Below are 25,698 nucleotides of genomic sequence, written 5' to 3'. Positions count from 1 at the left end.
TTGCACATAATCCTCCATGAGATAGGTTTTAGTGTCCAAAACGGAAATCCACTCACAGAAAGGAACGCCGTTCTAGAGAGTGTTGTTGTCTGATGTCACGAAGCATTTGCAGTCTTTGTTTTTGGCGTTGTCGATCGCGTTTGATTTGTGCTTGCGAATGTGGATTTAATTCGTCATCGTCGTCTGGCATCTCAGCAGAACGCCTTGACCAGGAGGACGGTGGTTTGACAAAGAAAAGCATGGGGTTTCTCCAAGAATTGAGTGGTGTACTACATTAATGCTACAAACATAATACAAAAGCGTCAAGAGAGACTACAAACTTTTTTGAGATGAGGAGACGATCGCTCAACGATTTGCTCTAACGTAAATTCGATAGAGGTTTTGGCTTCGTAAAACGGCGGGCATTTGTGAAGCTAACAGCATTCGCCAACTTGCCTTTTAGCCATTACGCCAAGAAGGAAACGGGTGACTGAGTAGCCTGCCAGAGTTTGTAAACAAGAAATTCAGTTTGCTCAGAAAAGGTTGTCACCAACATACCTGCATGGGCTTCGGCACTCTCTGCGAGCCAGCTTCCGGTGAGGCTGATTTCTACATAGTTGCGATCGATCGCCGTCACGACGATGCTCTCACTCGCCTCCATTTTCAGCACTTTTCCGAGATATCTCAGTTCTGGAGTCTCGATCGGCATCAAAAAAGACGCTTTGCCAGGTTCAATATGCAACGGTTGCCCTGCGCGGAGTGCCAGAATGACCCGTTGAGCGACCAGCACTTCTAGAGACGTTGAGACGACTCTCTCAAAGTGCAATCCTGCTTCGGTGTAGGTCAGCTTTAACATGGTTAAAATCCTCCGATGAGTGGGCTACCGTGTACACACAAGTCGTTGTCGCTTCGTTTCAGGCGGCTTCAGCCCCCTAAATCCCCCATTCTGGGGGACTTTGACCAAGGAAAGATTTCCAAAGTTCAAAGCCAGGACGACGGCTCAAAGTCCCCCATTTTTGGGGGATTTAGGGGGCGAAGGATCTCAGCAATGACAGATCGATCGACGTGTGTGTACACGGCAGGATGAGTGGGGGAGAAGAGAGGAAGGAGATTAAACTCAAAAAAATAATCCCCACCTCTGAAAACCAGGAGCGGGGATCGGCAGCTTTTTGGCTAGTCGATTTAGGTCAGTGCAGGTTGCGGCCCACACCTTCCGCTCTGGAGTTGTTCTAAATTTCCTGTGCCTTGAATCGGTTGTTTGGTGTGGTGCGCACTAATGATCCGCCCATTGACTCCCTGACTCAACTGCATGGTCGCCGTCACCCGATCGGGCTGGCAAACCGTTGCAGTATGAATTGAGAATGGGTTGGCGCTCATAGAAAACAGAATCTTGAGAATGACTATTTGTATACTACAAGATATACTACAGATTGTCCACTCTTTCTTTGGACTTTGAAACTTTAGACTTTGGAACTTTGAACAGAGTAGGCTTTTAGTGTCTGGTCTGATGTCTCCGATTTTGCGATGGAACTGCGACACCTTCGATATTTTGTGACGTTGGCAGAAGAACTGCACTTTGGGCGGGCCGCAGAACGGCTTCACATTGCTCAACCTCCGCTGAGTCATCAAATTCGTCAATTAGAGACAGAGCTTGGGTTTTCACTGTTTTATCGCACCAAGCGCACCGTCCAACTCACCGACGCAGGACAAACCTTCTTGATCGAGTCTCAGCGAATTCTCAACCAGCTAGAACACGCGATCGCCGCAGGTCAACAGGTCAGTCGAGGTGAAATCGGACAGCTTACGATCGGCTTTGTCAGTTCGGCTGCTTACAACGTTTTGCCACCCATTTTGCAAACCTTTCGCGCCCAAGTCCCCGGTGTCACCTTGGAGTTGCACGAATTAACCTCGGCTCAACAAATTCAGTGGCTCCAGGAAGGACGCATTGACATTGGGCTATTTCGTCCGCCGTTTGCAAATGATGGCTGTCAAGTAGAGACCATTTTTCAAGAATCTCTGATGGTTGCCCTGCCCCAAACGCATCCTCTGACTCAACAAAAACGAGTGTCGATACGATCGCTGATTCGAGAACCCTTCATCGTCTTCCCGCGTGCGGCGGCTCCTGGACTGTATGACCCAATTATTAGCCTCTGTCAGCAAGCAGGATTTAGCCCGATCGTGGCGCAAGAAGCCATTCAAATGCAAACGATCGTCAGTTTGGTAGCCGCAGAAATGGGCGTAGCGATCGTGCCAACTTCTCTCCAACAGCTTCAGCGTCCGGGTGTGGCTTATCGACCGATTGTGGAAACGACTCCCCAGGTAGCGATCGCAATGATTTGGAGACAGGGAGAGCGACCCCTTACGGGTAACTCGAAGAGATCGTCTACTGTACAGCGCTTTGTTGAAGTCGTTCGTCAAGTTGCCCAGCAGTGGAAAGGAACATGAAGATTCCCAACAAGCTGCCTGAGTTATCGCTGACTACAGGGGATTGCAAAAGACGACAGAAAGCCCGCAGAACTTTTTAGCCAGGACGGTTCACCTTCAACACTTCATCCAGCAAGCTTCTCGCAGGTTGCGCTTTAGCCAAGGCCGCCTGATGATCACTATGGGCCCGCACCAGACGCATCAAACCTCCAACCCCAGCTTTCAGCTGCTCCAAGTCTTCGCCAGATACCAGTTCTCCATCAAGCATCCGCACCAAAACAGGCTTGATATCGCCCACTTCTTGACGAACTTTTTGCAGCTTTTCGACCGTACTTAATAAGGTTTTGAGCGAGTTCAAAATGCTGTCCACATCCTGAATGTCTTCTACGTCTGCGACCTTTTCAGTCTCTTCGTCGGCTTCTTCAGTCTCCTCAACCGACTCCTCAGTTACCAGGCTATCTTGCGAATCTGACTCATCAAAGTCCAAGACCGCAGGCGAGTCTGATGTAGTTGTTTGTGTTTTGTTGCTATTCGATCGTGCCATCAACGTTTCCTCAAGCGGTCTTCTCAGTGTACCGTGTCGAACTGTGAACCCGAAATCTCGCACCCGATCAAACTGTCAGATCAAAGCGTCAAATCAAAGCGTCAAATCAAAACGTTAAAACTGCCCGAATCACTTCACCTTTATGCATGAGATCAAATGCCTCATTGATCCGAGCGATCGGCATTACCTTCGTCACTAGATCATCGATGTTAATTTTGCCCTCCATATACCAATCGACAATTTTGGGAACGTCCGTTCGTCCTTTTGCGCCGCCAAATGCAGTTCCTTTCCAGACGCGCCCGGTCACTAATTGGAACGGACGGGTACTAATTTCTTGACCCGCTCCCGCAACACCCACGATCACGCTAACACCCCAGCCTTTGTGACAACATTCCAACGCTTGCCGCATCACTTTGACATTGCCAATACACTCAAAACTGTAATCGGCTCCGCCCTTGGTCAAATCCACCAAATAAGGCACCAGATCGCCGTCAATTTCACTGGGATTGACAAAATGAGTCATGCCTAATTTCTCGGCGAGGAGGCGTTTTTCAGGATTCAAATCAACGCCAACGATCATATTTGCGCCAACCATTCTTGCAGCCTGAATCACATTTAACCCGACCCCACCCAGACCAAAAACGACCACGTTTGCCCCCGGTTCAACTTTGGCGGTATTGATCACGGCTCCGATCCCGGTCGTGACTCCACAACCAATCAGACAAACTTTCTCAAACGGCGCATCTTCCCGAATTTTGGCAACCGCAATCTCAGGAAGCACCGTGTAATTTGCAAAGGTCGAAGTGCCCATGTAGTGATGAATTTTGGTACCTGCGATCGTAAAGCGACTCGTTCCATCTGGCATCAAGCCCTGCCCTTGAGTCACCCGAATGGCCTGACACAAATTAGTTTTGCCACTCAGACAATAATCACAGTTGCGACACTCTGGAGTGTAAAGCGGAATCACATGATCACCCGGCTTAACGCTTGTCACCCCTGCCCCCACTTCGACAACAACTCCCGCCCCTTCATGCCCCAAAATTGCCGGAAACAACCCTTCAGGATCAGCCCCAGATAGCGTATAGGCATCGGTATGACACACGCCTGTCGCCTTGATTTCGACTAGCACTTCTCCAGCTTTGGGCGCTTCGAGTTGCACGGTTTCGAGACTCAAAGGTTGCCCCGCATTAAAGGCAACGGCAGCTAAAACATCCATGAAACTTACTCCGGTCAGCGTTGAATTGTAAGCAAAAGTTTACAGCGATTTGCTGGATCGAGCGCCCGATTACTAAGGCCTTGCAACAATTTGTACGATCGGACTTGTCAAGCCTTTGGTTCACGGTTCAACCGATGAAGTCATTCTTCCAATTTAGTCTTGCACCAGTGTTAACGTGAATTCGATGAAATCTTTCGCTGCGGTTGTGAATCCAGGCAGCCCCCTAAATCCCCCACGAGTGAGGGACTTTGAACCCAAGATCTTGTCTGAAAGTCCCCCAATTTTGGGGGGTTGGGGGGCAGAAGCGCTGAAGAACGAAGCAAAAAAACCTCATCGAATTCACGTCAGTGTTAGTAATCAATCATCAATACGATCGCTCCTAGCATTGCAGATCTTGATCTGTTCTTGATCTCTCAGCGTGATCAACTGTGAGAAAAAACCATTTCTGATGAAACCTGTGTGTGAATCCAATCCAACAGCATCGAATTGACCTGCTCTGGATATTCATCATGGGCACAGTGACCTGCATTCTCAAGCTCAATCAATTTCAGGTCAGGATTGTAGCTCGATAGACGCTTTGCCAACCCCGGCGGAATCATCCGATCCTGGTCGCCCCACAACAACAAAGACGGCATCTGAATCTGACCCAACAGCGATCGCACACTCGGACTAAACTGAGGACTGACCATCGCCCGAATAATCGCACAAAACGCTTGAGCCGACCCCTGTTCTCGTGCGGGCTTCATGAGAATTTCGAGCAACTCTTCGGTGATAGATTCCTGGCAAACATAGGCCAAACTTGCCCAACGCCGAATCACACTCGGCTGTTTGAGCAGATGAAATAACGGATAAAGCAATAGGGGAGAAGTGACAATCGTTTGTAAGCCACGAGCTAAAGGACGCACGATCGGAGGAATGGCATCATCATGACTGGCAGTATCCGGTAAGCTGATCATCGCCACTCCTTGCACCATTTCTGGATGAGCCGCCGCCGTCGCCAGACAGGTCAGAGAGCCGATCGAATTGCCCACCAATACAACAGGTTTACCAATAAAGGTCTGCCAAAATTCGTGGAGTTGATCGACCCACAAATCCACTGAGTAGGCCACATTCGGCTTGTCAGAATCGCCAAACCCCAGTAGGTCTAGCGCATACACATTGTGGTGCTTTGCCAACTCAGACATGTTTTGCCGCCAGTGTCCGATCGAGCCGCCAAATCCATGCACAAATACGATCGCAACCTCGCTTTCAAGATTGGGAAAAAACGTGTGGTGAATGCGCCATCCTCTCCAGAGAGAGCTTTGCTGATAGCCGTAGCGCTGAACTAACTCAGACAACGGAACCGGAGGACGCATCGGCAGAGAAGCCGGGACAAACTGGGTGAGACGATCGTAAAAAGCTTCCTCTTCTTCGGCCTCAGTAGGTTTGAGAAATGCCCAGCAGATTGTCAACAAACAAATCATGAAAATTTGCGCCAGGTCGATCGCCGAAACAAATCCATCAGTGAAGGAGTTAACCAAGCGATCGACAATGGCAAATAGGCAGGCAATCAGCCCAAACTCCCAGGCATCATCTCTAAAACGCTTTAAAAAATCAGAAGGAAAAAAGCGATCGTAGTTCATACCCAATCCGTAGCTAAAAGGACGTTAAAAGACTTTGAATAAAAGTTTTGAATTAGTAAAATCAAGGCCAGCAGAGGCACTCAACGAAATTTAAAGTTTGGTTAATTACTCTTCTAATATCAGGCGAGACAAATAAATCGACCTCTACAGATGGGTGAAGGTTGGTGACAGAGCACATCTACCCAATGAAAGAGCGATCGATTAAGTCTTGTTTAGAATCAACTCAATTAGATTTTTTTGCCTGGTAATGCGAGATACGACATCCCCTCAGTTCGCTAGTCCAATGATTTTATGAGCGCTAGTATTCGTCTCTCTGGATAGATTTAGCCTTGACAGTCCTTAACTTAAATTGAACGAGTTATCGCAAACAAAGGAATTCACTATGAGCGGACATGCCAGCCACAAAGGAACCAACGCCAAAACCACCAATCAAAATGGAGTGATTGACGCAGATCCCGGAAGTACGCCAACGGAGGCAGACTACTCGCGAGACGATCAAGATGTCACTCCCGTAAATCCTGCTGCAACAGAGCGGCCCAAAGACCAACCATCCGAAAGCCAATCGGAAGCGCAACACTAACGTCGATCGTCTTTAAATGCAGCTTGACTCAGATATCTTGATAACGGCTGCTTAATAAAAATCGCTAAATGATGAACGTAGAACTCATTATCTATAACTGCGAGATCTGACTCAACTTCTAGAAGCGGATCTTATTTCTCGTTCATCATTTAGTTGATCGAGGTCGTTCTTAAATAGTAAGAGTTGATCTCACACATAGGATAGAGATATAAAATCACATAACTTTACAAAATGGTGGAAACGCTACTGACGATCGCTAAGACAACACCATGAAATACGACGAATTTATCAAAAACGTGCAAAATTTGGGATCTTTCAATTCTCGTCAAGAGGCTGAAAAAGCAACTCAGGCAACGCTAGAGACTGTGAAAGAAAGAATCGTCGGTGACGAGGCCGTTCAACTGGGCGCACAGCTTCCCGAAGACTTGGCAAAACATTTGAGAGGACGAGAAGGCGAGTTTGGCGCTCACTTTAAATTGGATGAGTTTTATCAGCGAATTGGTCAAAAAGAAGGCACCGATGCAGAAACGGCCGCCCTTCACGCTAAAGCTGTCATCTCAGTTCTGAGCCAAGCCGTTACGCCTGGAGAATTTGCGGACGTGCGATCGAACTTCTCCGACGACTACGATCCTCTCTTTGCCGAACTTGCTCACACTGAAAAGTAACCAATTTATAGAAGGGGCTAACTTGATCTCGTTCTACGCCTGCCGAAGCGTGACGGTTAGCCTAAGTTTGATCAAAGTTTAGTAGAAGAAGTATAGGTGGGAACGATCGTCCCCTTTGAGCAACCTGACAGTCAACCCGTTAAATTATCTCTATAGGGCGATCGGGCAGTTCACGAGATGCTACATATCATCGATTTGAGTGAGGCGAGTCACAAGCTCGTCTTTTTTTTCGTGATAGGTTGAAAGAATCGATTTCATTCTTAAGGTATTTAATCAATCTCTAGCAAACGATTTGGCGGTTTATAACGCTGGATAGATGCAGGAGACGGTGGTCAGAAATTAGAGTGTCACCAGTGGTGGTGGTGCATCTCTGATCAGGATGATTTGATGATTACATGGAAAAGTTACAGACCGCTTCGGGAATTCTCCCCGCTTGTCTTGTATCCACCAGTATCCATCCATAATTCTGCCGATCTATTTCTATTTCTTCTAATTGGGGCTGAACGAATTTGCTGCTTGTGCGAGAGTGCTTTTGAGGGATTACTCTCAAAAAATCAGAATTCCATACAGTCTTTCCTACTACTCAATTCACCCCTAGTTAAAGGGATCAGAATTGTTTTCGTGTATCTATTCTTTAAGTGAGGGCACCGTGATGAAACTGCACCATACTCAACAACCTCTGTTCTCGGCATCACTAAAGAATATCGTGAGGATGGCAGCCTTTTCTTTGACAGTAGGGCTGTTCTCAATGGGCGTGACGGCTCATGCGTCCGAGTCGCAGACTCAAAGTGCCCCCACCAAATCTACAAAACAAGCGGCCGCCCCAGCAGCGTTGCCCAATGGCATATATTTATATGGTCAGTCAGCCCAACCCGAACAGGTCGGACAAGCCTACTTTGTGTTTGAGGTAAACCAGGGCAAGGTGTTGGGTGCTTTTTACATGCCGCGATCGTCCTTTGATTGTGCCTATGGTACTTTTCGATCAGACCAGGTGGCCTTGACGGTGATCGACAGCTACGAAAAAACGCGACACCCCTACGCGATCGCGCTACAAAGAACGGCTAACGTCGCAACCACTGGGAACCCTGCCATGACTCGAATTAGTCTAGAAGGCTTCCAACCGCTTAAAAAACTAAGTGCGACTGACCAACGAATTCTCAATGTCTGCAAGCAAAGTTATCCCAATGCGCTAAAGTAGACCAAATTTGCAACAAACCCATCGCCTCGTGAAGATTTCTATCTAACTTCACGGGGCGTTTTGGCATAAAATTGGTCAATGAAGCTAACCACACGCGGACACTACAGCGTCAAAGCTCTGCTAGATTTGAGTTTGCAGCCAGGGTATGCGCCTACCTCGGTGAAAGCGATCGCTCAACGTCAAGATCTCCCGGCTCCCTATTTAGAAAAGCTGTTGATTGAGATGCGGCGATCGGGACTGGTGGTGTCTGTTCGAGGCGCTCAAGGGGGCTATCAGTTGGCGCATCCGCCTGCACAGATTTCTTTAGGTCAAATTTTAGAAGCGGTTGGCGAAAGCATTGATCCCTTGCCGCATCACACCCCTGACATTGATCAAGCTGAAGATTGGGTGACTTTTACCCTGTGGAATCGGCTCCACCAAAAAATGAAAGAAGCGCTCTACAGCATTTCGCTAGAAGATTTGTATTACGATGCTCGAAGCTGGCAGGCGGCTCAGGGAGAGGAAGCGAGTTTTGTGGTTTGAGGAGATTTCCATTAAGAATATTATCTGTCGAACTATTCGCGCTCGACGAGGATGACATTTTCGGTGACTTTCTCAAAGGTGTCGTCGTGGCTGATCACAAAAAGTTGACGGAAGGTTTTGATGTTAGCGATCGCTTCGGCCAAACTATCTCGTCGGGGTTTGTCCATATTGGTAGTTGGCTCATCAAAGAAGGCAATGTTGATATCGGCTAATACTTTGAGCAATGCTAAACGAACCGCTAACGCCGCACACATTTGTTCACCGCCAGATAGATTGATCAATCGGCGCGAGTGAGGCCCTTCCTGCACAACAATTTCGTAGTCTCGCGTCCATTCGAGCGCCACATTGGGACGGTTAAGCAGTTCTCGAAAAAGCTTGTCTGCCTCGCGGGAAATGCTTTGTACGTAGCGTTCGGTGATTCGCGGCCCGGCATCTTTGAAGGCTTTACGAGCAAATTTGATGAAGCGATCGACCTTCTGTTTGCGTTTGAGTTCCGATTTTGCCTGATCTCGCTTTTCCTGAATAGTTTGTAATTTTGAAAGTTGAACATCGTATTCCTCTAAGCGTTTTGTCTTTTCAGGTAGCGTTGCACTTAGCGTAATTTTTTGAGTTTGGGCCTCCCGATAAGCGGTTTGCACAGCTTCTACTTGAGTAGGATCAAAATGTTCTTCAAGCTGTGCTTTTTGCATTGTGAGTTCTGTAATTTTCTTTTGAAGATCCTGCTGTTTTTGACTGGCTTCTTCTAGTTGTTTTTGACGGTCTTTAAGACTATTGGCAGCCTGTTGATGTTCTAAATAGAGTTGGTAGTTAGCGCGATGTTCTTCCCGTAACGTTTGCTGTTCACGAATCTGATCGGTGAGCGTTGTAAAAGTAGCAAGTTGGCGATCGAGGTCTGCGATCGTCGTCTGCACTTCAATCAAGGCTTGTTGAATTTGCTGCTGTTGGGCTTCTAGATTTGCCTGTTGTTTGAGTTCTTGTTGGAGCAAGCGATCGTGGCTCCGGGGGTCTTCTAGCGTTTGCAGTTGTCCTTTGAGGTGAGCGAGTTGCTGTTGAAGTTCGGGTTCGTTGGCGAGTTGTGTCTGACATTGGGTGATGTGCGATCGTACTTCCTCAATCTCAGTTTCTAAAGTTTCTTCCTGGTCAAATTTATGATCCAACGTTAGATATTGAGCTTGATGCTGACGAGCCATTTCGAGTTGGGTCTGGACTTGTTGTAGGTGTTGCTTGAGGCGATCGGCGAGAAGTTGTTCTGACAAATCATCGAGAATGCCTTGCAGATCCAACATTAGCTGGCCTTGTAGCTTGAATCCGTTGCCCAAAGCCGTGAGAATTTCTTCGAGTTGGGCTGTCCAGAGTGGAGCAGCTTGTTTGAGTTGATTGAGCGTAGAAGTGGCCGCGTTGACGTGATGCGTGTAGATGCCTTCGCGCTTTTGGGCTTGAGTGACGATCTGCCTCAAATCGGCTTCAAATTGGGTGGCGGCATCGATGCGGCTGAGTTGTTGTTGATAGCGCTGCTGCTGGGTTTCGAGTTGAGGAATTTTTTGCACGATCGCGCCCATCGTTTCCAGTTTTTCGATTTCTTGTCCGAGTTGTTGACGGCGATTTTCAAGTTGTGTCAGGCGTTTTTGATCTCGACTAATCGTTTGTTTCCAGCTTTGACAATTTTGTAACTGCTGATTGAGAATTTGCTGTTGATGTTCCCATTCAATTTGTTGTTGAATTAAAGGTTCGAGGCGTTTTAGTTCAGACTCGATTTGTGATCGCCGTTCTAATTGTTGCGTTAGAGTCGCCAGTTTGGTTTGGCGATCGCTTTCCTGTTTGACCCAGCCTTGACGCTGCTGTATTAAGATCTGTTGCGCTTCACGGTCTTTTTCTAATGTTTTTAGCGTAGATTCTGCCTGTAAAACGGTTCGATAACTATTGCGATGCAGGGTGCAGATTTCGACAGATTTTTCCGCAGCTTGCAGGTCGAGTTTGAGGCGATCGAGCATCAAGGCTTCTGACTGAATTCGCGCCGTCAGTTTTTCTAATTCGCTTGTAATTTGTTGCATTTGGGCAGATTGGGCGCTGAGTTGATCCTGCTCAGTTTGCAGTTCTGAAAGGCGCAGTTTCCACTGAGCAAGCTGTAGGGTTAAATGCTCAATATCCTGGCTGAGTTCTTGTTGCTTTTGAGAAAGGGTCTCCCAATCTTGGAGCGATTCTTCGTACTGCGCGATCGTCCGTTCCAAACTTTCGGTTTCAGCTTTGGCGTACTTTTCCAGCGTCAACATTTGTTGATTGACTTGCCGATATTCTTCAACTTTGAGAATGGTGTCAAAAATCGGTTTGCGCTTCTCGGCGGGCTGCAAAAAATCAGCAGTAAACGTGCCTTGAGGAACGCCGATCGTATTCGCAAAAAGCTTCGCTAAATCTGTCCCCGGTGCCACGCCTAGATGCTGTCTCAACCACGGTAAAACTTCCTCTCGAATGCGGGTATAGCCCAGTTTCTCGCCCAGTTGAGGGTCGTAGAGCAAATAGCCCGATCGCGTACAGCGCTGCACCTCATACGTGCGTTGGTCAAGACTGGAGACGATAGAAACCCGCACCTGAGCGCTGGCTGCCCCATTCTGAACCAAATCTTCCACTCGATAGTCGCCCTTATGGTCAAATAAAACCCAGGCGATCGCTTCTAGAATGCTCGTTTTTCCAGCCCCATTTTCGCCACAGATAGCATTAGTTCCAGGCTGAAAGAGGAATTGGCGATCGCTGTGCGACTTAAAGTTTTTGAGGCTGACGGAGAGAATTTCCATGATCTGATTTTAAGGCGTAGATCAGATGTTCTGATCAGAAATCTCGAAATTTAGAGAGAAGATTTTCGAGTGAAGTGTACACCGTTTATCCTGAGATTAAACAACAAAGTAACGGAGCGAATGATTTTATGCAGATCACAAAATTTCTCCACGCAGCTTTATTGGTTTCTGATCTAGAGCAAGCTGAACATTTTTATGGAACAATTTTGGGGCTGAATAAAGTCGATCGCGTCCTCAAATTTCCCGGTGCCTGGTACGAAATAGGTGACTTTCAGATTCATTTAATCGTGGCGGATGCAATATCGTCACTGCAAAACTTAGAGAAATGGGGACGCAACCAACATCTAGCATTTTCAGTTGCCGATCTGATGGTCGCGAAAGAAGAATTGTTAGCCCACCACTATGAGTTTCAAATGAGTGCATCGGGGCGATCGGCGCTGTTTGTTCAAGATCCTGATGGCAATGTGATTGAGCTAAATGAGTCCTAATCCAAAAAAGATAAATGCTGTATGGAATGCTAACTAAACTTCTTAATTAAAGGAGTAAAAATTAATTTGCAGTGAAAATCATTGCCTATCTCTACAGCGATCCCTTGCTAGAATCAACGCCCGATCCAAATCTTTGGGGATGGGAAATCGACCACGTTTATCAAGATTTAGCAACAGAAAAAGCAATGCGTCCAGAATTGCAAAAACTGCTCTCAGACTGTCAAACCGAACCCGCAAACTATCTACTGGTGCGGCGGCTAGAAGAATTGGGAGACTCTGTGCAAGAAGTGAGCGATCGTCTGACTGAATTCGAGACTTTAGGCATTCAACTAATGACGGTTGAGTCGTCTAACACAGACAATAACCTCCGTTCAGATCTCCTGAAACTGCTGCAACAAGTTCAGTCCAATCAAAAAAGTCGGCGCATTCGTCAGGGACATGCCCGCAATCGCATCAAAGCACTGCCACCTCCCGGAAAAGCACCCTATGGCTATCGTCGCAGCAAAAATCGCTATGTGATCGATCGCGCCACTGCTCCCGTCGTCAAAGATTTCTTCGAGCAGTTTTTGTTATATGGTTCCTTGCGGGGGGCTGTGCGTTATTTAGACAAGAAATATTGTAAAAAAATTTCCGTTTCGACGGGGCGACGCTGGTTGTCAAATCCCGTTTATCGAGGCGATTTAGAATATCAGACGGGAGATGTGATTGCAGACACTCACGGGGCACTCATTACCAGAGAAGAAGCGGCCCAAATCGATCGCTTACTGCGGCGAAATCGTCGGCTCCCCTCTCGAACGGCTAGTGCGCCTCGATCGCTGGCAGGTTTGGTTTCTTGCAGCAGTTGTCACTCTCCGATGACCGTCACTCGTGTCGCACCTCACAACAAAAAAGCGACAGAATATTTATACTTGCGCCCAACTCAATGTTCTAATCAACCTAAATGTAAAGCGATCGCGTATGAGCAAATTTTGCAAGCCACGATCGAGCGCATTTGTGAAGACTTGCCGCGCGCCGTTTCAGAAGTGAACACACCCGATTTGGATGGGATTAAACAAGGAATTGCTGGAGCGATCGCCGCCAAACAAGCGATTCTTTCTCAGCTTCCGGCCTTGATCGAAACTCAGATTCTCGATACTGAAACTGCCGATCTACGCGCCTACAAAATTCGCACAGAAATCGCAGACCTGCAACGTCAATTCTCTCAACTACCGCCTGTTAATTTAAGCGCGATCGCTCAAGCCGTTTCGATTCCCCAATTTTGGCTAGACTTGTCTGAGTCAGAACGTCGGTTTTACTTTCGTGAATTCATCCGTCAAATTGAATTAACTCGCCCTGAAACCGAGTGGCACCTGAAGTTGATTTTCATCTTTTGAGGAAATCTCAAAACTGCCACATTAGTGACGCTTTTCAATCTGTAACGAATCGCACCAGGATGGGAAACCTAGCCCCTAAGATAGCTGTCATCCCCATTAGGAGAACCTGCGTTGCCTCGCCCCCCGATTCAAGCTCAACCGCCCCTTGGCTTTATTCCTCCAGATTTTGATCCCAAAATTCTCAAACTGACCCAGCTTGCGCTTCCCTTTTGGACGCGATCGAAAACCTCGCTTACAGGTATTGAGGCAACCAACCTTGAGCAATTAGTAGCGCTCTACCAACAGTTTCAAGCGGGTAAAATTCGATTGTTGTTCGCGTTCCGGCATCCCAGCGTAGATGATCCACTTGCCATTGCAAATTTGCTTCGTTATCAAGTACCCAGAGTTGCTCAACGGCAAAAAATTGCATTACGGCATCCGATTCACGCTCATTTTATGTACGATCGCGGCATTCCTCTCTGGGCTGGCTCAACAATGGGCTGGCTCTATTCAAAACTGGGTGGCACTCCCATTCATCGCGGCAAGCTCGATCGCACAGGATTACGATCCGCTAGAAACCTATTAGTCAACGGAGAATTTCCGCTACTAGCGGCTCCCGAAGGCGCAACCAACGGTCATAACGAAATCATCAGCCCTTTAGAGCCAGGACTTGCACAGTTGGGATTTTGGTGTGTCGAAGATTTGCTCAAAGCAGGGCGATCGGAAGAAGTGGTGATTGTCCCGATCGGCATTCAATACCGCTACATCACGCCTCCCTGGAAAGCCTTAGAAAAGCTGCTCAGTGAAATCGAAGCTGATATCGGAATCACGCCCACACGCGGCACTGGAGACGGTCATCTCTACCGCAGACTCTACCAGTTAGCCGAACGATTGCTGACCATTATGGAACAGTATTACACACGGTTTTACCATCAAACATTACCCATAACCAAGAACGCTGAGTCATCCCAAGTCGAAGGCGTTTTACCCGGAACAAATGAGGAATTTACAGTTCGATTAGATACTTTGATGAATGCAGCGCTGAACGTTGCCGAACAGTATTTCAACATTCAGCCAAAGGGTAGTGTGATTGATCGCTGTCGCAAACTAGAACAAGCTGGATGGGACTATGTGTATCGCGAAGATTTAAACTTAGAAACGCTATCGCCTATCGAAAGAGGACTCGCCGATCGCATTGCTGAAGAAGCCCATCTCCGCATCTGGCACATGCGTTTGGTGGAATGCTTTGTTGCCGTCACAGGCAAGTATGTCTTAGAGAAACCAACCGTCGAGCGCTTTGCCGAAACCACCCTGCTCGCCTGGGACACCATTACTCGCATCAAAGGCGGCAACCCCTTTAAGCGTCCTCGATTAGGCAAACAAAAATGCCACATTACGATCGGACAACCTCTGTCAGTGAGCGATCGTTGGGACACTTACCAAACCAATCGCCGCGCCGCCAAACAAGCTGTCACCGACCTCACACAAGACTTACAAAATGCACTGCAAGCAATGATTGAGGGATGAGGGAATTCAGATGGCTACCCACTTGTTCTTTACGTCATGGTTAAGCTACGTCATTGAACCGACAGCGGTTTATACAATTCAATTGACCGTATGATATTATCCACAAGTGATATGACTTAACAAAAGTCTTTGAGGCGTTGCAGAATCAGGGGATGAATTGCCCCAAAGCGGCGGGAAACCCAAGGTTCAAAGTCCCCCAATTTTGGGGGATTTAGGGGGCGAAAAGATGGATACTTCCCACAGATTCATCCCTCCAATCAGCAACGCCGTCTTTAAAATTGGTTATCCAAAAATTGCCCAGTTCAGATGTGAGGATCAGATGCAGCCCTTTACTTTCTTTGTGAGCTATCGACGACAAGACACTGCTCTAATCGCGCTGCTTCTCAAGAGCGAAATCGAGAAGAGGTTGCAGTTTGTTCGAGTGTCTGTTGATGTCGAGGAAATGACACCGGGTGACCACTTCCCAGATAACCTCAAACGCCTAATCGACGAATCTCACGCGACGATCGCTTTAATTGGTAAACAGTGGATGCCCAAACGCGCAACTAGCGCTCCAGACCGAGTTGGAGATGATTGGGTGGCTCGTGAGCTAGAGTACTCTGCTTCTGCACCCATTAGTCACCACGAGTTCGATCGATACGGGCTAACCAACAGGATCGTGCTGCCCCTTTTCGCAGACTGTGAACGAGGCTTTGATCAATTTGAGCTACCTGATTCCATCGCGTATTTGTCTAGCCTTCATTCTGAATATATCGACTATGCGAGTTGGCCAAGTGCTATCGGCCCTTTACTTGATAGAATCGCCGTCAAATTAGATCTGAAGAAGCGCCCCGATAAAGATGAGTACCCAAAACCAGACATTGCAAAAGCAAGAACTCAACCCATTGCAGATAAGGAACTTGCACTGATTCTTGCATATGATGACTATGAGGGCTGGTACATCGACAACTTCGGTAATGCTGAAGCTCGATACCTAGTAAAAGTATTCAAGTTCCGGCATTTTAATCAGGCAGCAGACTTTATGGAAATGGTCGCAAATCATTGCCGTATCTTTGACCATCACCCAGAATGGCGTAACGTCTTCAACTATGTAACGGTGTCTCTAACCACCTGGGACGCACGTCGTAAGGTTACAATTTACGACTTGAACTTAGCCCTCTATATGAATATGGCTGCAAAAGCAGTTTCAAGAAAGCAATGAGTGGATATGTCCGAAACAACCGTTGGTTTCTGCTCATTTTGCATTCATCACAAAACATGACATTCAGGCGGACAGTGAGTAAGTTGCTAGACATTTAGTTTTCCAAGCTAATTAAGAGCGTTTGAGCAGTGGCTCTATGTAAGTTGGATATGCAACAGCCTATTTGAAGCCTTCTTTTGAGCAAAATTATGCAGGGCACTCAAAAGTCAGGATGGGGGTGATTGCTCTGGAGTTGATTTGGGCTTGCTGCCAGAATTTCGGACATTGACTAGCTTACCGAGTAAGTCAAACCAAAAGGGTGCGCCCATCGCGATCGCAATCCCACTCACCACCCAGCCACACATCATTCTCAAAAATCCCAGAGGCTTGACCAAAGCAATCTGCATCACCTGAAAAGGAATTGGCACCGCCGCTGCTTGATTGGTGCTCAAACAAGACTTGTAGAGATTGTCCCATTGCTGTCTCAGTTGGGTGGCTTCATCTGGCGGAGCGGGTTGATCAGCGATCGCAATCGTTTGACAGCCCAATTGCTTGTTGAGATTCGTCGGACTCCAGCTAATCGGAAAGGCAATATCTCTAAGCACCGCATCAGTTTGGTTTTTTAATTGCTCTAGCTGCACGTCTAGACGCGGATTGTTGGGGGCACTGAGATCAATCTGAGAAGCCCGCTCAGTAATCAATCGCCGCAAACTGTCATCACTCGACAACCGATTGAAAATGTGAAACGTATCAGAATTTGTGGCTGCTGCGATCGACAATCCAATTAAAATCGCCACCCCTTTTGCATTACGTTTATAAACGCCAGAAGCCCGCGCCATTGAGCGATCGAACCAAACCGCCACTTCCTCTCGAAGCTGATTTAACTCATTCTCAGCCTTTTGTACTCGCGTCTGGGCCCGTCTTGCCAAAATCCCAATACTTTCCTTTACCGAGTCCGGAAGCTTATCCAGTCCCTCTTTAATTTGTTGATAGGCTTGGTAGTCTTCATAGAGCTGGCGTTCTTCGGGTGTGAGCTGCCCTAGAGCGTTGCTAAGAATGGCTTGCTGCTGAGCGCGTTCTAAATCTTCAAACGTTAAGGGCGCTTGAGCAGGCTTGTTAGATTCTGCAAGTTTTGCCTCGTATTCTGTGTTGTAGGTGGCAACATCTGCGGCGATCGTCTCTCTGACTCTTGCATCGATCGGTTCTGCTTGCAGGGCAATTTTCTCATAGGCATCGACGGCTTCTTTATGAATGGTGCTGCTTTGATTTACTAACTCGGCAATCTCTGACAAGCTGGGCTGTAAGCCGCCAGAGGTAATTGCTCGTTCGTTATTTTCGCCAAAGATGCTGTTCTTAAACGATCGTAGTCTTCTAACAAATAGAGACAAATCGGTGTCTTGAAACTGTGGATTTTCACAAGCGGCGATATAAATATCTAGCTCTTCGCCTAAGCGCTCGATCGCCGTGTTGAGTGTAATTTGTTTTGCTTGATAGGCGTGAACAATTTGATCATAATCTTCGACCAGTAGATTGAAGTTTTGATCTTGATTGAGATTAGGCTTAAAGGTCTTTTCAGCAATGACTCGAATGCTGCCTTTCTCCCAATCATCTTTCAATTCTTCATCCACAGGAACTTCAATTTGCCCCTGATCAGTCAGGCGGTAAGTTCCTACAATTCTTCGAGCAAACTTTTCGATCCTCACTGCGCTCAACTTGTCAGCCAAGTTAGAAATGCCTAATCTTTCTAGTAGAGAGGTTGCAAAAGTTTCAGGAGAAATGTAAGAAGGCCCGGTTGCCTGGTCGGGGCCAAAAGCGCCTTTACGATTGCCTGCAAACAAGACTTTGGAGATCTTGCGAAATCCTCTGGGAATGACACCCTTTGCCTCTTGATTCACATTTTTCAAAAGTGGATCTTCATACAGCCGACCCACTAAATCTCTAACTCGCTGCTCCTCCGGAGTCCCGACTCCTCCTGACAAAAGAATCTCGATCGAGTCCTTCAGATGTTTGGCTCGCCACTGTAAAATCGTTGCTAATAGTTCTTGTAATTCAGACGCTAATAAACTGAGAATTAAATAAGTAAAAATTAGCCCGATCGCGACATCTAAAACAAAAGGTAAATTCACGCTTAATGTCTCCACTCTGTACCCGGTCAGCATTTCTCATCGTTGCGATGAGCCTTTGTAATATACAGTCCCGGTTTGACTATGACTTATTTGCTTAAACAAAATTAAGCCCCCAATCTCTTGGAGGCGAGCTGATAAACGGTGATAAATTGCTCAAAGAATATAGAGCATCAAAAACAAAATCACCCAAACAATATCGACAAAGTGCCAGTAGACCTCGGCCGCTTCGACTCCAAAGTGAGACTCGCTGCTGTAATGATTTGACTTGAGCGATCGCCACAACACACCCAAAATCAACAGCAATCCAAACAGCACATGTAGTCCGTGAAAGCCAGTCAGCACATAAAAAGTACTGGCAAACAGATTGCTGGTCAGACCAAATTCTAAATGAAAGTATTCATAAAGCTGACCTGCCAAAAACACAGCACCCATCGCAGCCGTGATGCCAAACCAGAGCCGCAGACCTTTTGTGTCGTTCTTTTTGATCGCGGTGTCTGCATTATGAATAATAAAACTACTCGCCACCAAAATCACCGTATTGATTCCAGGGAGTAATAACTCAAGTTTAGGCGTTCCTTCGGGCGGCCAGACGGGCGTAACAGCCCGAAAGGTGATGTAGGCCATAAATAGACCCAAAAAGATCATGCCTTCAGCAACCAGAAAAACAATTACGCCGAGAAGCCGAAAGTCATGATGTTCCGCGTGAGCGGCAACGTGTTCTTCGGCGTGGTTGTAGTTGAGAGAAGTCTTTGCAGAATCGAGGGTTGAGCCTGTCATGAATCTGGAAGAAGTAGGGGACAAGGAGATGCTTTGAAGTTTGAATTAGGGCATCAGGTGATTAAAGGCAGCGACTGATCCAAAATTTGCAGGCTCGCTGAGATGATGACCCGATTTCTTAACTCAAACCTCAAAGCTTGGATTTAGTTATCGGTTGTGGCTTTCACCTTGACGATCGCTCGGACTCACCGCCACCGCCGGGTCAGGTTTTGCTCGCAGCGTAGAGCCAGGCCCAGCCGAAAGCGTCGGATTGTGAGGATCAGACAGGGGAACATCGACCTGCGTAGCACGACTGCCCATTCCATAGTCGTAGGGGCCCGTCGCCAACACGGGGTCAGCGTCAAAGTTTTCAACGGGAGGTGGGGAAGTGGTCATCCATTCCAATGTCAGTCCACCCCAGGGATTACTGCCCGCAGGTTTGCCGCGCAGCCAGCTCCAGCAGACGTTGATGAGGAAGGGCAGCGTCGAGATCGCTAAAAGATAGGCACCGATCGTACACAGCAAATTCAACGCTGCAAACTTGGGGTCATATTCGGCAATCCGACGATTCATCCCTTCGATTCCCAATTTGTGCATGGGCATGAAGGCCAGATTAAAGCCTACATAGCTGAGAACAAAGTGAATTCTGCCCCAGGTCTCGTCGAGCATCTTGCCCGTCATCTTGGGGAACCAGTGATAAAAGGCTCCATACAACCCAAACACACTGCCGCCGAACAACACATAATGCAGGTGAGCAACAATAAAGTAAGTGTCATGAACGTGAATGTCCCAGGGAACAGACGCGACCATGACTCCACTAATACCGCCGATCACAAACAGAGAAATGAATCCCATTGCAAAAAACAACGGACTCTCTAATCGCAACTTACCACCCCAGATCGTCGCCAACCAGCTAAACACCTTAATCCCAGTCGGAACGGCAATGATCATCGACGTGATCATAAAGAACATCCGCAACCAGGGAGGCGTGCCGCTAGTAAACATGTGGTGCGCCCAGACAATCAGCCCCAGACCACAAATGGCAATGCTGGAGTAAGCGATCGCTTTATACCCAAAGATCGGCTTGCGCGAATGCACCGACACAATTTCTGAAATCATCCCAAACACAGGCAAGATCATAATGTAGACCGCTGGATGGGAGTAAAACCAGAACATGTGCTGATAGACGATCGGGTCTCCGCCTCCTGTGGGATTAAAGAAGTTGGTGCCGACTATCAAATCAAACGAAAGCAAAATCAGCGCCCCTGCCAATACGGGAGTCGCAATCAGCGCCAAAAATGATGTAGCCAGCATTGACCAGCAAAACAGAGGCATCTGATTTAACCCCATGCCCGGAACTCGCATTTTGAAGATGGTGACAATGAAATTCACCGCCGCCAAAATCGAAGACGTTCCCAACATCAGGACGCTGAGAATCCAGATCATCTCACCTGCTTTGCCGCTAATCAAACTGAGCGGGGGATATGAAGTCCAACCTGCGCCAGGGGCACCAACCAAAAAGCTGGACATTAAGAGAATCCCTGCCGGGGGAATGATCCAGAAAGCGATCGCGTTCAGCTTAGGAAACGCCATGTCTCGCGCTCCGATCATCAGGGGGATCAGGTAATTGCCAAATCCACCCGTCGCCGCAGGCACAATCCACAAAAAGATCATCACCGTCGCATGGACAGTGAATAAACTGTTGTAAACTTCAGGGCTGACAAAATCAGAGGCGGGTGTTGCCAATTCTGTCCGCACCATCGTCGCCAGAACGCCACCCACCAAATAAAAAATAAACGTGGTGACCAGGTATTGAATCCCGATCACTTTGTGGTCAGTGCTGAAACCAAAGTACTTGCGCCAATCGTTTTTTTCTGGCTCCAAACCCTGGGCCGGAAGATTGGCTTGTTCTTGAAACTGAGCGGCTTGGGTCATAAGAGAAATCCGTGAGTTGTCGTGAGTCATGGGTTATGAACAATTCGCGGTTGGAGAACGGCTCACAACCCACTACCCTTAGCTCATTGAATGGTCATGAACAGAGTTGTCAGGCTTGAGTTGCTGAAGCATCTCTGAAGTGATCCCCACTTGTTTTGCGTAGGGAGCCAGATATTCGGGTTCAGTCAGGTCAGCAGTTTTGGTAGCAAGCGCGGTATCAAGTCCCACTTCGGCACTGGCGATTTGAGATTGTAGCCAGGTGTCAAAGTCAGCCTGTGATTCTACGACAACTTTAGTCTTCATAGCACCGTGGTAAGCTCCACACAGTTCTGCACAGATGAGGGGGTATTCGCCCAATCTGTTTGCCATGAATCGAACTTCGGTTTGTCGTCCGGGCACCGCATCTTGCTTGAGACGAAACTCTGGCACCCAAAAGGCGTGAATCACATCATTGGCGGAGATGTTGACGACGACCTCACGATCGATCGGGACGTGTAACTCAGCCGCTACGACCTCAGTGTTGGGGTAGGTAAACAACCAGGCGTATTGCATTCCTGCGGCGTTGACCACAAAGTCGGGTGGCTTGCTGGTGTCGCCGATTTTGGGAGTCACGGTTCCCAGGGTGGGTGCATCCTGTTTAGGAGGTAAGGATTCGGTGACCGCATCTGTCGCGTCTGCTATCAGAGGAGCGGCGATCGCAGCCCCCGACATTTTGGCCATTTGACTATGATTTTTGCCGTGGTGAGCGACGGAGTGATCCATCGGGTCTTGCCCACCTTCAGCCTGATAGACATCAAAACTGTAGATCGAAAGACCTAACACAATTACCGCTGGGATTGCTGTCCAGACAATTTCTAAAGGAATATTGCCATGAACGGGCGGCCCGTCTGTTTCATCTCCAGGCTTGCGCCCAAAATTGAATACTGAATAGATCAAGATACCGTTGACTAACAAAAAGATGCCTGTGCCAATCACCATCATGGTGTTGAACAGGTTGTCCACCAAAGAGGCGGTGGCGGTGGCGGCAATTGGAAGAAGGTCGTGATTCTGACCGTACCAGAGGCTGACCAAGGTCAGAGCGATACCAGCCAGCAGGGTCACAATCTGACTAGGAATGTTCACAGTTCGTCAAATCTCTACCTAAACAACTGGAAAGTTACTGTCGATCGTAACAAGCGATCTCAAAAAGAAACTGGTAATAACTGTGTAGATTTTGGATTTTAAGGTTTGAAACGATTCAATATCAGGCTCTTAGGATAGATGTGACACGAGGTCTTCAACGGCTAAAGTCCAAAACTGGTGCAGTCCATCTACAAGGTAAAGCAGCCTTTTGGGGACTAGGGGCCAAAACTGCCTATCTTTAAGGTTTTCTTTGGGATCGGGCTACAAAGGAGACAGCAGCCTGGTTCTAAAGTCTTTGTAATTGGAAAAAATACAAAAGCTTCGCGTGATTTGAGATTACCTCATTAAAGTAGAAACTAGAGCGACGGCTCCGCTTTTGATGAAGTTTTATTTCCTTTACTGCCCCAGGGATACAAAAGCAACTTATGTCCAATTCTGTACTACATCGATCTTCTCTCTCGGCCACTCCGGTAAGTGTGAAAACTTGGGTAGCGCGCCTGGTCATTGGACTTGCGATCGCCACCCTCTTTTTAATGGCCGTAGGTAGCGCAACACGGGTGATGAATGCGGGTCTGTCTTGTCCGGATTGGCCCCTTTGTTATGGAGAGTTTGTTCCTCGTCAGCAGATGAATCTCCAAGTTTTTCTAGAATGGTTTCATCGGTTGGTTGCAACGACGATCGGGTTTGCGGCCATTGGGATGACTGCGATCGTTTGGTGGTTTCGCCGCGCCCTTCCTTCCTGGACACCCTGGGCAGCTAGTTTTGCCCTCTTCCTAGTGGTCTTTCAAGGGATTTTAGGGGGGTTAACTGTAACGGAACTGCTGCGGTTTGATATTGTCACTGCCCATTTGGGAACGGGACTCCTGTTTTTTAGTACGCTGCTGGCGATCGGGACAGCGCTCTCGTCCTATCATGGCACTGGAAACGTCGGCAAGCTTAGATGGATTGGCGCGACTGCGGTCGTTTTGGTTTATCTACAAAGTATTTTGGGGGGATTGGTTTCGTCTCAATGGGCGCTACACCAATGCTTTGGAACCAATCAGCTTTGCACCGTGATGAATAGTCATATTGTGGGTGTCGTTCCAGCAACGATCGCAACCTTGACATTAATTGTTCTTTCCTGGCGCACTCCTGCCCTTCACCCTGCGCTGCGTCAGTTGGCTAATCTGGCAGGTTTCTTTTTGCTGCTACAGATTACGCTGGGCGTTGCCACATTTCGTCTACACCTTCAAGTCGAACCGCTGACTATCGCACATCAAGCGATCGGAGCTTCTCTACTGGGAACCTTAGTCGCCTTCACTGTTCTCGCCTTCCGAGACGCACAGGTTTTTCTTATCAAGACTCAAGAAGGATAAAGCAGACAGTCGCCCTTCAGAAAGGATGATTGAATGTCAGCATCGCCAGATGCCAACACCAATCTACTGAAGCCACTTTTTCATCCTTCATCCCTCTCTTCCCCTACTCTCTACCAGATTCAAGAGAATGCAAAACACGACGATCAATGGCATTTCTCGCCGTAATCGAGATTTCCTTCAAGTTATTCAAAGCTATTGTCAGCTGACCAAACCTCGGATCATTTTGCTGCTGCTGATCACTACGGCGGGTGGCATGTGGATTGCGGCTGAGGGACAGGTTGACCCCATTTTGCTGATTGTGACGTTGTTGAGCGGCACTTTCGCCTCAGCCTCGGCAAACACAATTAACTGTCTGTACGATCGCGATATCGATTACATCATGGAGCGTACCCGCGATCGCCCGTTGCCGTCAGGTCGAATCAGTCCTAGAGATGCGCTGATTTTTGCGATCGTGCTGGCGGTGGCTTCGTTTACATTACTGACTGTATTCGCGAATTTGCTAAGTGCTTGTCTCGCGATGTCTGGCATTTTTGTGTATGTTGCCGTTTATACTCACTGGCTCAAGCGTCACAGTACACAGAATATTGTGATTGGAGGTGCGGCGGGGGCGATTCCTCCTTTAGTTGGCTGGGCGGCTGTTACAGGTGACTTAAGCTGGGCGGCTTGGGTGCTATTTGCGATCGTCTTTTTTTGGACTCCGCCTCACTTTTGGGCGTTGGCGATTATGATTCGCGAAGATTACGCCAAAGTTGGTGTGCCGATGTTGCCCGTCGTCGATGGGAATGAAGTCACAAGCCGACAGATTCTCTATTACACGTTGGCCTTAATTCCTATCACCTTGCTGCTTGTGTATCCGCTACATGTGATGGGTGTGGTCTATGCTGCGATCGCCCTTCTGCTGGGTGGCTTCTTCGTCAAAAAAGCGTTGGAACTGATTCAAGCACCGTCTGATTTGATGGTGGCGCGATCGGTGTTCAAGTACTCGATTTTGTACCTGATGCTGCTTTGTGCAGGGATGGCTGTAGACAGCTTGCCTGTGACTCACCAGATTGTGGAAGCGATCGGAGCTAACCTTCAAGCACTGGTGTCTACACTGCCTTGGGCTTAGAAGCTTTTGTGAGTAACGGCTAGAAGGTAAATTTTGATCTTTCGGCTGTTACTCACCTGTTTTAGAAATTTTCAAACTAAAAAGAAATCCTGCATTCTCGCTAAGGTGTCCCCAGAATCTCTACAATAGAAGTCAGGCATTCTTAAGATTTGTATCAATTTGGGAGGAGTCCAAATGTCTCCTGCTGTTCTTATCGAAAAGCTTCAAAAGCGCTACGGTTCGACGGAGGCGGTCAAAGACGTTTCTCTACAGGTCGAGCCGGGTGAAATTTTTGGGCTATTGGGCCCCAACGGAGCCGGAAAAACGACCACGCTGCGATGCCTTTGTACGTTAGCTGATTCCGACGCTGGAAAAATCGAAGTGTCTGGCGTTTCGGTCATCGACAATCCACGATCAGCTCGTCAACGTCTCGGCTATGTGGCGCAAGAAGTCGCTCTCGACAAAATGCTGACCGGACGCGAACTGTTGGAACTGCAAGCCGCGCTCTATCATCTGCCTCGTGCCGCCATTCAGCAGCGCATTCCTGAAATGCTGACTCTGTTGGGCTTAGACGAATGGGCAAACAAAAAGTCGGGTACGTATTCGGGTGGCCTCCAGAAACGGCTAGACTTGGCCGCAGGACTGCTTCACAAACCGGATGTGCTGGTTTTAGACGAACCGACCGTCGGCTTGGACATTGAGGGCCGAGTCGCCGTGTGGAATTTTTTGCGGCAGTTACGGGATCAAGGCACCACAGTTTTGATCACCAGCCATTATCTGGAAGAAGTGGACGCTCTTGCCGATCGCGTTGCCATTATCGATCGTGGCATCGTCATCGCATCCGGCACCCCTTCCGAACTCAAGGATCGAGTGGGCGGCGATCGAGTAACCTTGCGGATTCGAGAATTTTCACCGATCGAGGAAGCCGAGCAAGCCAAAATCTTGTTGGAATCGCTGCCGCTCGTTCAGCAAGTGATCATCAACAGTGCTCAAGGAAACTCTCTCAATCTGGTGGTCGAGCCTCAGAGCGAAGCGCTAATGACCATTCAGCAGAGCCTTCAGCAAGCCGGACTCCCGACGTTTGGCATTTCTCAGGCGCGTCCCAGTCTTGATGACGTGTACTTGAGCGCCACAGGTCGCACCCTACTGGATGCCGAACTAGCCGCCGCCGGGAGTCGTGACCCCAAAGCTGAAAAGAAACAAAACATGCGGTAAGCGTTTTTAGCTTTAG

The 25,698-nt window shown here is 48.0% G+C and carries 23 protein-coding genes; 12 read left to right on the top strand and 11 right to left on the bottom strand.

Features of this window, described 5'->3' with window-relative positions:
- Positions 1-52: 52 nt before the first annotated feature.
- The 3 genes from ACJ2PR_RS05050 to ACJ2PR_RS05040 all read right to left on the bottom strand — a co-directional run bounded on the left by ACJ2PR_RS05050 (position 53) and on the right by ACJ2PR_RS05040 (position 1,356).
- On the bottom strand, positions 53-241 hold the full coding sequence (locus ACJ2PR_RS05050) for a hypothetical protein (protein ID WP_446867898.1): 189 nt from the start codon (positions 239-241) through the stop codon (positions 53-55).
- A 204-nt stretch (positions 242-445) separates the two neighbouring features.
- Positions 446-835: an alr0857 family protein gene (locus ACJ2PR_RS05045; protein WP_446876175.1), complete on the bottom strand. Its 390-nt coding sequence runs from the start codon at positions 833-835 to the stop codon at positions 446-448.
- Positions 836-1,161: 326 nt separating this feature from the next.
- Positions 1,162-1,356, bottom strand: a complete 195-nt coding sequence (locus ACJ2PR_RS05040; RefSeq protein ID WP_446876174.1) for a hypothetical protein — start codon at positions 1,354-1,356, stop codon at positions 1,162-1,164.
- A 147-nt stretch (positions 1,357-1,503) separates the two neighbouring features.
- On the opposite strand from ACJ2PR_RS05040, the gene ACJ2PR_RS05035 reads away from it, so the two are divergent.
- On the top strand, positions 1,504-2,424 hold the full coding sequence (locus tag ACJ2PR_RS05035) for a LysR family transcriptional regulator (RefSeq protein ID WP_446876173.1): 921 nt from the start codon (positions 1,504-1,506) through the stop codon (positions 2,422-2,424).
- Positions 2,425-2,500: 76 nt separating this feature from the next.
- Here ACJ2PR_RS05035 and ACJ2PR_RS05030 read toward each other — a convergent pair whose 3' ends face one another.
- The 3 genes from ACJ2PR_RS05030 to ACJ2PR_RS05020 all read right to left on the bottom strand — a co-directional run bounded on the left by ACJ2PR_RS05030 (position 2,501) and on the right by ACJ2PR_RS05020 (position 5,785).
- Positions 2,501-2,947, bottom strand: a complete 447-nt coding sequence (locus ACJ2PR_RS05030) for a hypothetical protein (protein ID WP_446876172.1) — start codon at positions 2,945-2,947, stop codon at positions 2,501-2,503.
- 106 nt (positions 2,948-3,053) lie between these two features.
- A complete protein-coding gene (locus ACJ2PR_RS05025) occupies positions 3,054-4,163 on the bottom strand; it encodes an S-(hydroxymethyl)glutathione dehydrogenase/class III alcohol dehydrogenase (RefSeq protein WP_446860406.1) in 1,110 nt (369 codons plus the stop codon).
- Positions 4,164-4,585: 422 nt separating this feature from the next.
- Positions 4,586-5,785, bottom strand: coding sequence for an alpha/beta fold hydrolase (locus ACJ2PR_RS05020; RefSeq protein ID WP_446876171.1), 1,200 nt, complete (start codon positions 5,783-5,785; stop codon positions 4,586-4,588).
- Positions 5,786-6,167: 382 nt separating this feature from the next.
- Here ACJ2PR_RS05020 and ACJ2PR_RS05015 point away from each other — a divergent pair, with 382 nt between their 5' ends.
- The 4 genes from ACJ2PR_RS05015 to ACJ2PR_RS05000 all read left to right on the top strand — a co-directional run bounded on the left by ACJ2PR_RS05015 (position 6,168) and on the right by ACJ2PR_RS05000 (position 8,750).
- Complete coding sequence (locus ACJ2PR_RS05015) at positions 6,168-6,365, top strand: hypothetical protein (protein ID WP_446860409.1); 198 nt, start codon at positions 6,168-6,170, stop codon at positions 6,363-6,365.
- A gap of 269 nt (positions 6,366-6,634) precedes the next feature.
- Positions 6,635-7,030 carry a DUF2267 domain-containing protein gene (locus tag ACJ2PR_RS05010; protein ID WP_446860410.1) on the top strand — a complete coding sequence of 132 codons (396 nt, stop codon included), beginning with the start codon at positions 6,635-6,637 and terminating at the stop codon, positions 7,028-7,030.
- A 652-nt stretch (positions 7,031-7,682) separates the two neighbouring features.
- Positions 7,683-8,228, top strand: coding sequence for a hypothetical protein (locus ACJ2PR_RS05005; protein ID WP_446876170.1), 546 nt, complete (start codon positions 7,683-7,685; stop codon positions 8,226-8,228).
- Positions 8,229-8,306: 78 nt separating this feature from the next.
- Positions 8,307-8,750 (top strand): Rrf2 family transcriptional regulator, encoded by a 444-nt coding sequence (locus ACJ2PR_RS05000; protein WP_446860412.1) that lies wholly within the window; start codon positions 8,307-8,309, stop codon positions 8,748-8,750.
- A gap of 32 nt (positions 8,751-8,782) precedes the next feature.
- Here the strand turns inward: ACJ2PR_RS05000 and ACJ2PR_RS04995 are convergent, their stop codons facing one another.
- Positions 8,783-11,539 carry an AAA family ATPase gene (locus ACJ2PR_RS04995; RefSeq protein WP_446876169.1) on the bottom strand — a complete coding sequence of 919 codons (2,757 nt, stop codon included), beginning with the start codon at positions 11,537-11,539 and terminating at the stop codon, positions 8,783-8,785.
- 128 nt (positions 11,540-11,667) lie between these two features.
- Between ACJ2PR_RS04995 and ACJ2PR_RS04990 the strand changes: the two genes are divergently transcribed.
- The 4 genes from ACJ2PR_RS04990 to ACJ2PR_RS04975 all read left to right on the top strand — a co-directional run bounded on the left by ACJ2PR_RS04990 (position 11,668) and on the right by ACJ2PR_RS04975 (position 16,107).
- On the top strand, positions 11,668-12,027 hold the full coding sequence (locus ACJ2PR_RS04990; RefSeq protein ID WP_446876167.1) for a VOC family protein: 360 nt from the start codon (positions 11,668-11,670) through the stop codon (positions 12,025-12,027).
- Positions 12,028-12,098: 71 nt separating this feature from the next.
- Complete coding sequence (locus tag ACJ2PR_RS04985; protein ID WP_446876166.1) at positions 12,099-13,400, top strand: recombinase family protein; 1,302 nt, start codon at positions 12,099-12,101, stop codon at positions 13,398-13,400.
- Between the two features lie 111 nt (positions 13,401-13,511).
- Positions 13,512-14,906, top strand: coding sequence for a lysophospholipid acyltransferase family protein (locus tag ACJ2PR_RS04980; protein WP_446876165.1), 1,395 nt, complete (start codon positions 13,512-13,514; stop codon positions 14,904-14,906).
- 319 nt (positions 14,907-15,225) lie between these two features.
- Positions 15,226-16,107 carry a 4a-hydroxytetrahydrobiopterin dehydratase gene (locus ACJ2PR_RS04975; protein WP_446876164.1) on the top strand — a complete coding sequence of 294 codons (882 nt, stop codon included), beginning with the start codon at positions 15,226-15,228 and terminating at the stop codon, positions 16,105-16,107.
- Positions 16,108-16,313: 206 nt separating this feature from the next.
- On the opposite strand, the gene ACJ2PR_RS04970 is transcribed toward ACJ2PR_RS04975, so the two are convergent.
- From ACJ2PR_RS04970 to ACJ2PR_RS04955, 4 genes are all read right to left on the bottom strand, one after another.
- Complete coding sequence (locus tag ACJ2PR_RS04970) at positions 16,314-18,212, bottom strand: hypothetical protein (protein WP_446876162.1); 1,899 nt, start codon at positions 18,210-18,212, stop codon at positions 16,314-16,316.
- A gap of 153 nt (positions 18,213-18,365) precedes the next feature.
- Positions 18,366-18,989: a cytochrome c oxidase subunit 3 gene (locus tag ACJ2PR_RS04965; RefSeq protein WP_446860418.1), complete on the bottom strand. Its 624-nt coding sequence runs from the start codon at positions 18,987-18,989 to the stop codon at positions 18,366-18,368.
- A gap of 147 nt (positions 18,990-19,136) precedes the next feature.
- A complete protein-coding gene (gene ctaD, locus ACJ2PR_RS04960; RefSeq protein ID WP_446860419.1) occupies positions 19,137-20,903 on the bottom strand; it encodes a cytochrome c oxidase subunit I in 1,767 nt (588 codons plus the stop codon).
- Between the two features lie 78 nt (positions 20,904-20,981).
- Positions 20,982-22,025 carry a cytochrome c oxidase subunit II gene (locus ACJ2PR_RS04955; RefSeq protein WP_446876161.1) on the bottom strand — a complete coding sequence of 348 codons (1,044 nt, stop codon included), beginning with the start codon at positions 22,023-22,025 and terminating at the stop codon, positions 20,982-20,984.
- A 425-nt stretch (positions 22,026-22,450) separates the two neighbouring features.
- On the opposite strand from ACJ2PR_RS04955, the gene ACJ2PR_RS04950 reads away from it, so the two are divergent.
- From ACJ2PR_RS04950 to ACJ2PR_RS04940, 3 genes are all read left to right on the top strand, one after another.
- Positions 22,451-23,380, top strand: a complete 930-nt coding sequence (locus ACJ2PR_RS04950) for a COX15/CtaA family protein (RefSeq protein WP_446876160.1) — start codon at positions 22,451-22,453, stop codon at positions 23,378-23,380.
- Between the two features lie 127 nt (positions 23,381-23,507).
- Positions 23,508-24,488, top strand: coding sequence for a heme o synthase (locus tag ACJ2PR_RS04945; RefSeq protein ID WP_446860422.1), 981 nt, complete (start codon positions 23,508-23,510; stop codon positions 24,486-24,488).
- A 174-nt stretch (positions 24,489-24,662) separates the two neighbouring features.
- Entirely contained in the window at positions 24,663-25,682 is a 1,020-nt protein-coding gene (locus ACJ2PR_RS04940) for an ATP-binding cassette domain-containing protein (protein ID WP_446876158.1), read from the top strand.
- Positions 25,683-25,698: the final 16 nt, after the last annotated feature.

Source organism: Phormidesmis sp. 146-33, from assembly GCF_052939515.1.
The sequence above is the reverse complement of the archived record's forward strand: the minus strand, read 5'-3'. Positions and strand labels throughout refer to the sequence as shown.

Coding starts and splice junctions, on each gene's coding strand:
- ACJ2PR_RS05050 (WP_446867898.1), bottom strand. CDS start 241: ATGCTTTTCTTTGTCAAACCACCGTCCTCCTGGTCAAGGCGTTCTGCT.
- ACJ2PR_RS05045 (WP_446876175.1), bottom strand. CDS start 835: ATGTTAAAGCTGACCTACACCGAAGCAGGATTGCACTTTGAGAGAGTC.
- ACJ2PR_RS05040 (WP_446876174.1), bottom strand. CDS start 1,356: ATGAGCGCCAACCCATTCTCAATTCATACTGCAACGGTTTGCCAGCCC.
- ACJ2PR_RS05035 (WP_446876173.1), top strand. CDS start 1,504: ATGGAACTGCGACACCTTCGATATTTTGTGACGTTGGCAGAAGAACTG.
- ACJ2PR_RS05030 (WP_446876172.1), bottom strand. CDS start 2,947: ATGGCACGATCGAATAGCAACAAAACACAAACAACTACATCAGACTCG.
- ACJ2PR_RS05025 (WP_446860406.1), bottom strand. CDS start 4,163: ATGGATGTTTTAGCTGCCGTTGCCTTTAATGCGGGGCAACCTTTGAGT.
- ACJ2PR_RS05020 (WP_446876171.1), bottom strand. CDS start 5,785: ATGAACTACGATCGCTTTTTTCCTTCTGATTTTTTAAAGCGTTTTAGA.
- ACJ2PR_RS05015 (WP_446860409.1), top strand. CDS start 6,168: ATGAGCGGACATGCCAGCCACAAAGGAACCAACGCCAAAACCACCAAT.
- ACJ2PR_RS05010 (WP_446860410.1), top strand. CDS start 6,635: ATGAAATACGACGAATTTATCAAAAACGTGCAAAATTTGGGATCTTTC.
- ACJ2PR_RS05005 (WP_446876170.1), top strand. CDS start 7,683: ATGAAACTGCACCATACTCAACAACCTCTGTTCTCGGCATCACTAAAG.
- ACJ2PR_RS05000 (WP_446860412.1), top strand. CDS start 8,307: ATGAAGCTAACCACACGCGGACACTACAGCGTCAAAGCTCTGCTAGAT.
- ACJ2PR_RS04995 (WP_446876169.1), bottom strand. CDS start 11,539: ATGGAAATTCTCTCCGTCAGCCTCAAAAACTTTAAGTCGCACAGCGAT.
- ACJ2PR_RS04990 (WP_446876167.1), top strand. CDS start 11,668: ATGCAGATCACAAAATTTCTCCACGCAGCTTTATTGGTTTCTGATCTA.
- ACJ2PR_RS04975 (WP_446876164.1), top strand. CDS start 15,226: ATGCAGCCCTTTACTTTCTTTGTGAGCTATCGACGACAAGACACTGCT.
- ACJ2PR_RS04965 (WP_446860418.1), bottom strand. CDS start 18,989: ATGACAGGCTCAACCCTCGATTCTGCAAAGACTTCTCTCAACTACAAC.
- ctaD (WP_446860419.1), bottom strand. CDS start 20,903: ATGACCCAAGCCGCTCAGTTTCAAGAACAAGCCAATCTTCCGGCCCAG.
- ACJ2PR_RS04950 (WP_446876160.1), top strand. CDS start 22,451: ATGTCCAATTCTGTACTACATCGATCTTCTCTCTCGGCCACTCCGGTA.
- ACJ2PR_RS04945 (WP_446860422.1), top strand. CDS start 23,508: ATGCAAAACACGACGATCAATGGCATTTCTCGCCGTAATCGAGATTTC.
- ACJ2PR_RS04940 (WP_446876158.1), top strand. CDS start 24,663: ATGTCTCCTGCTGTTCTTATCGAAAAGCTTCAAAAGCGCTACGGTTCG.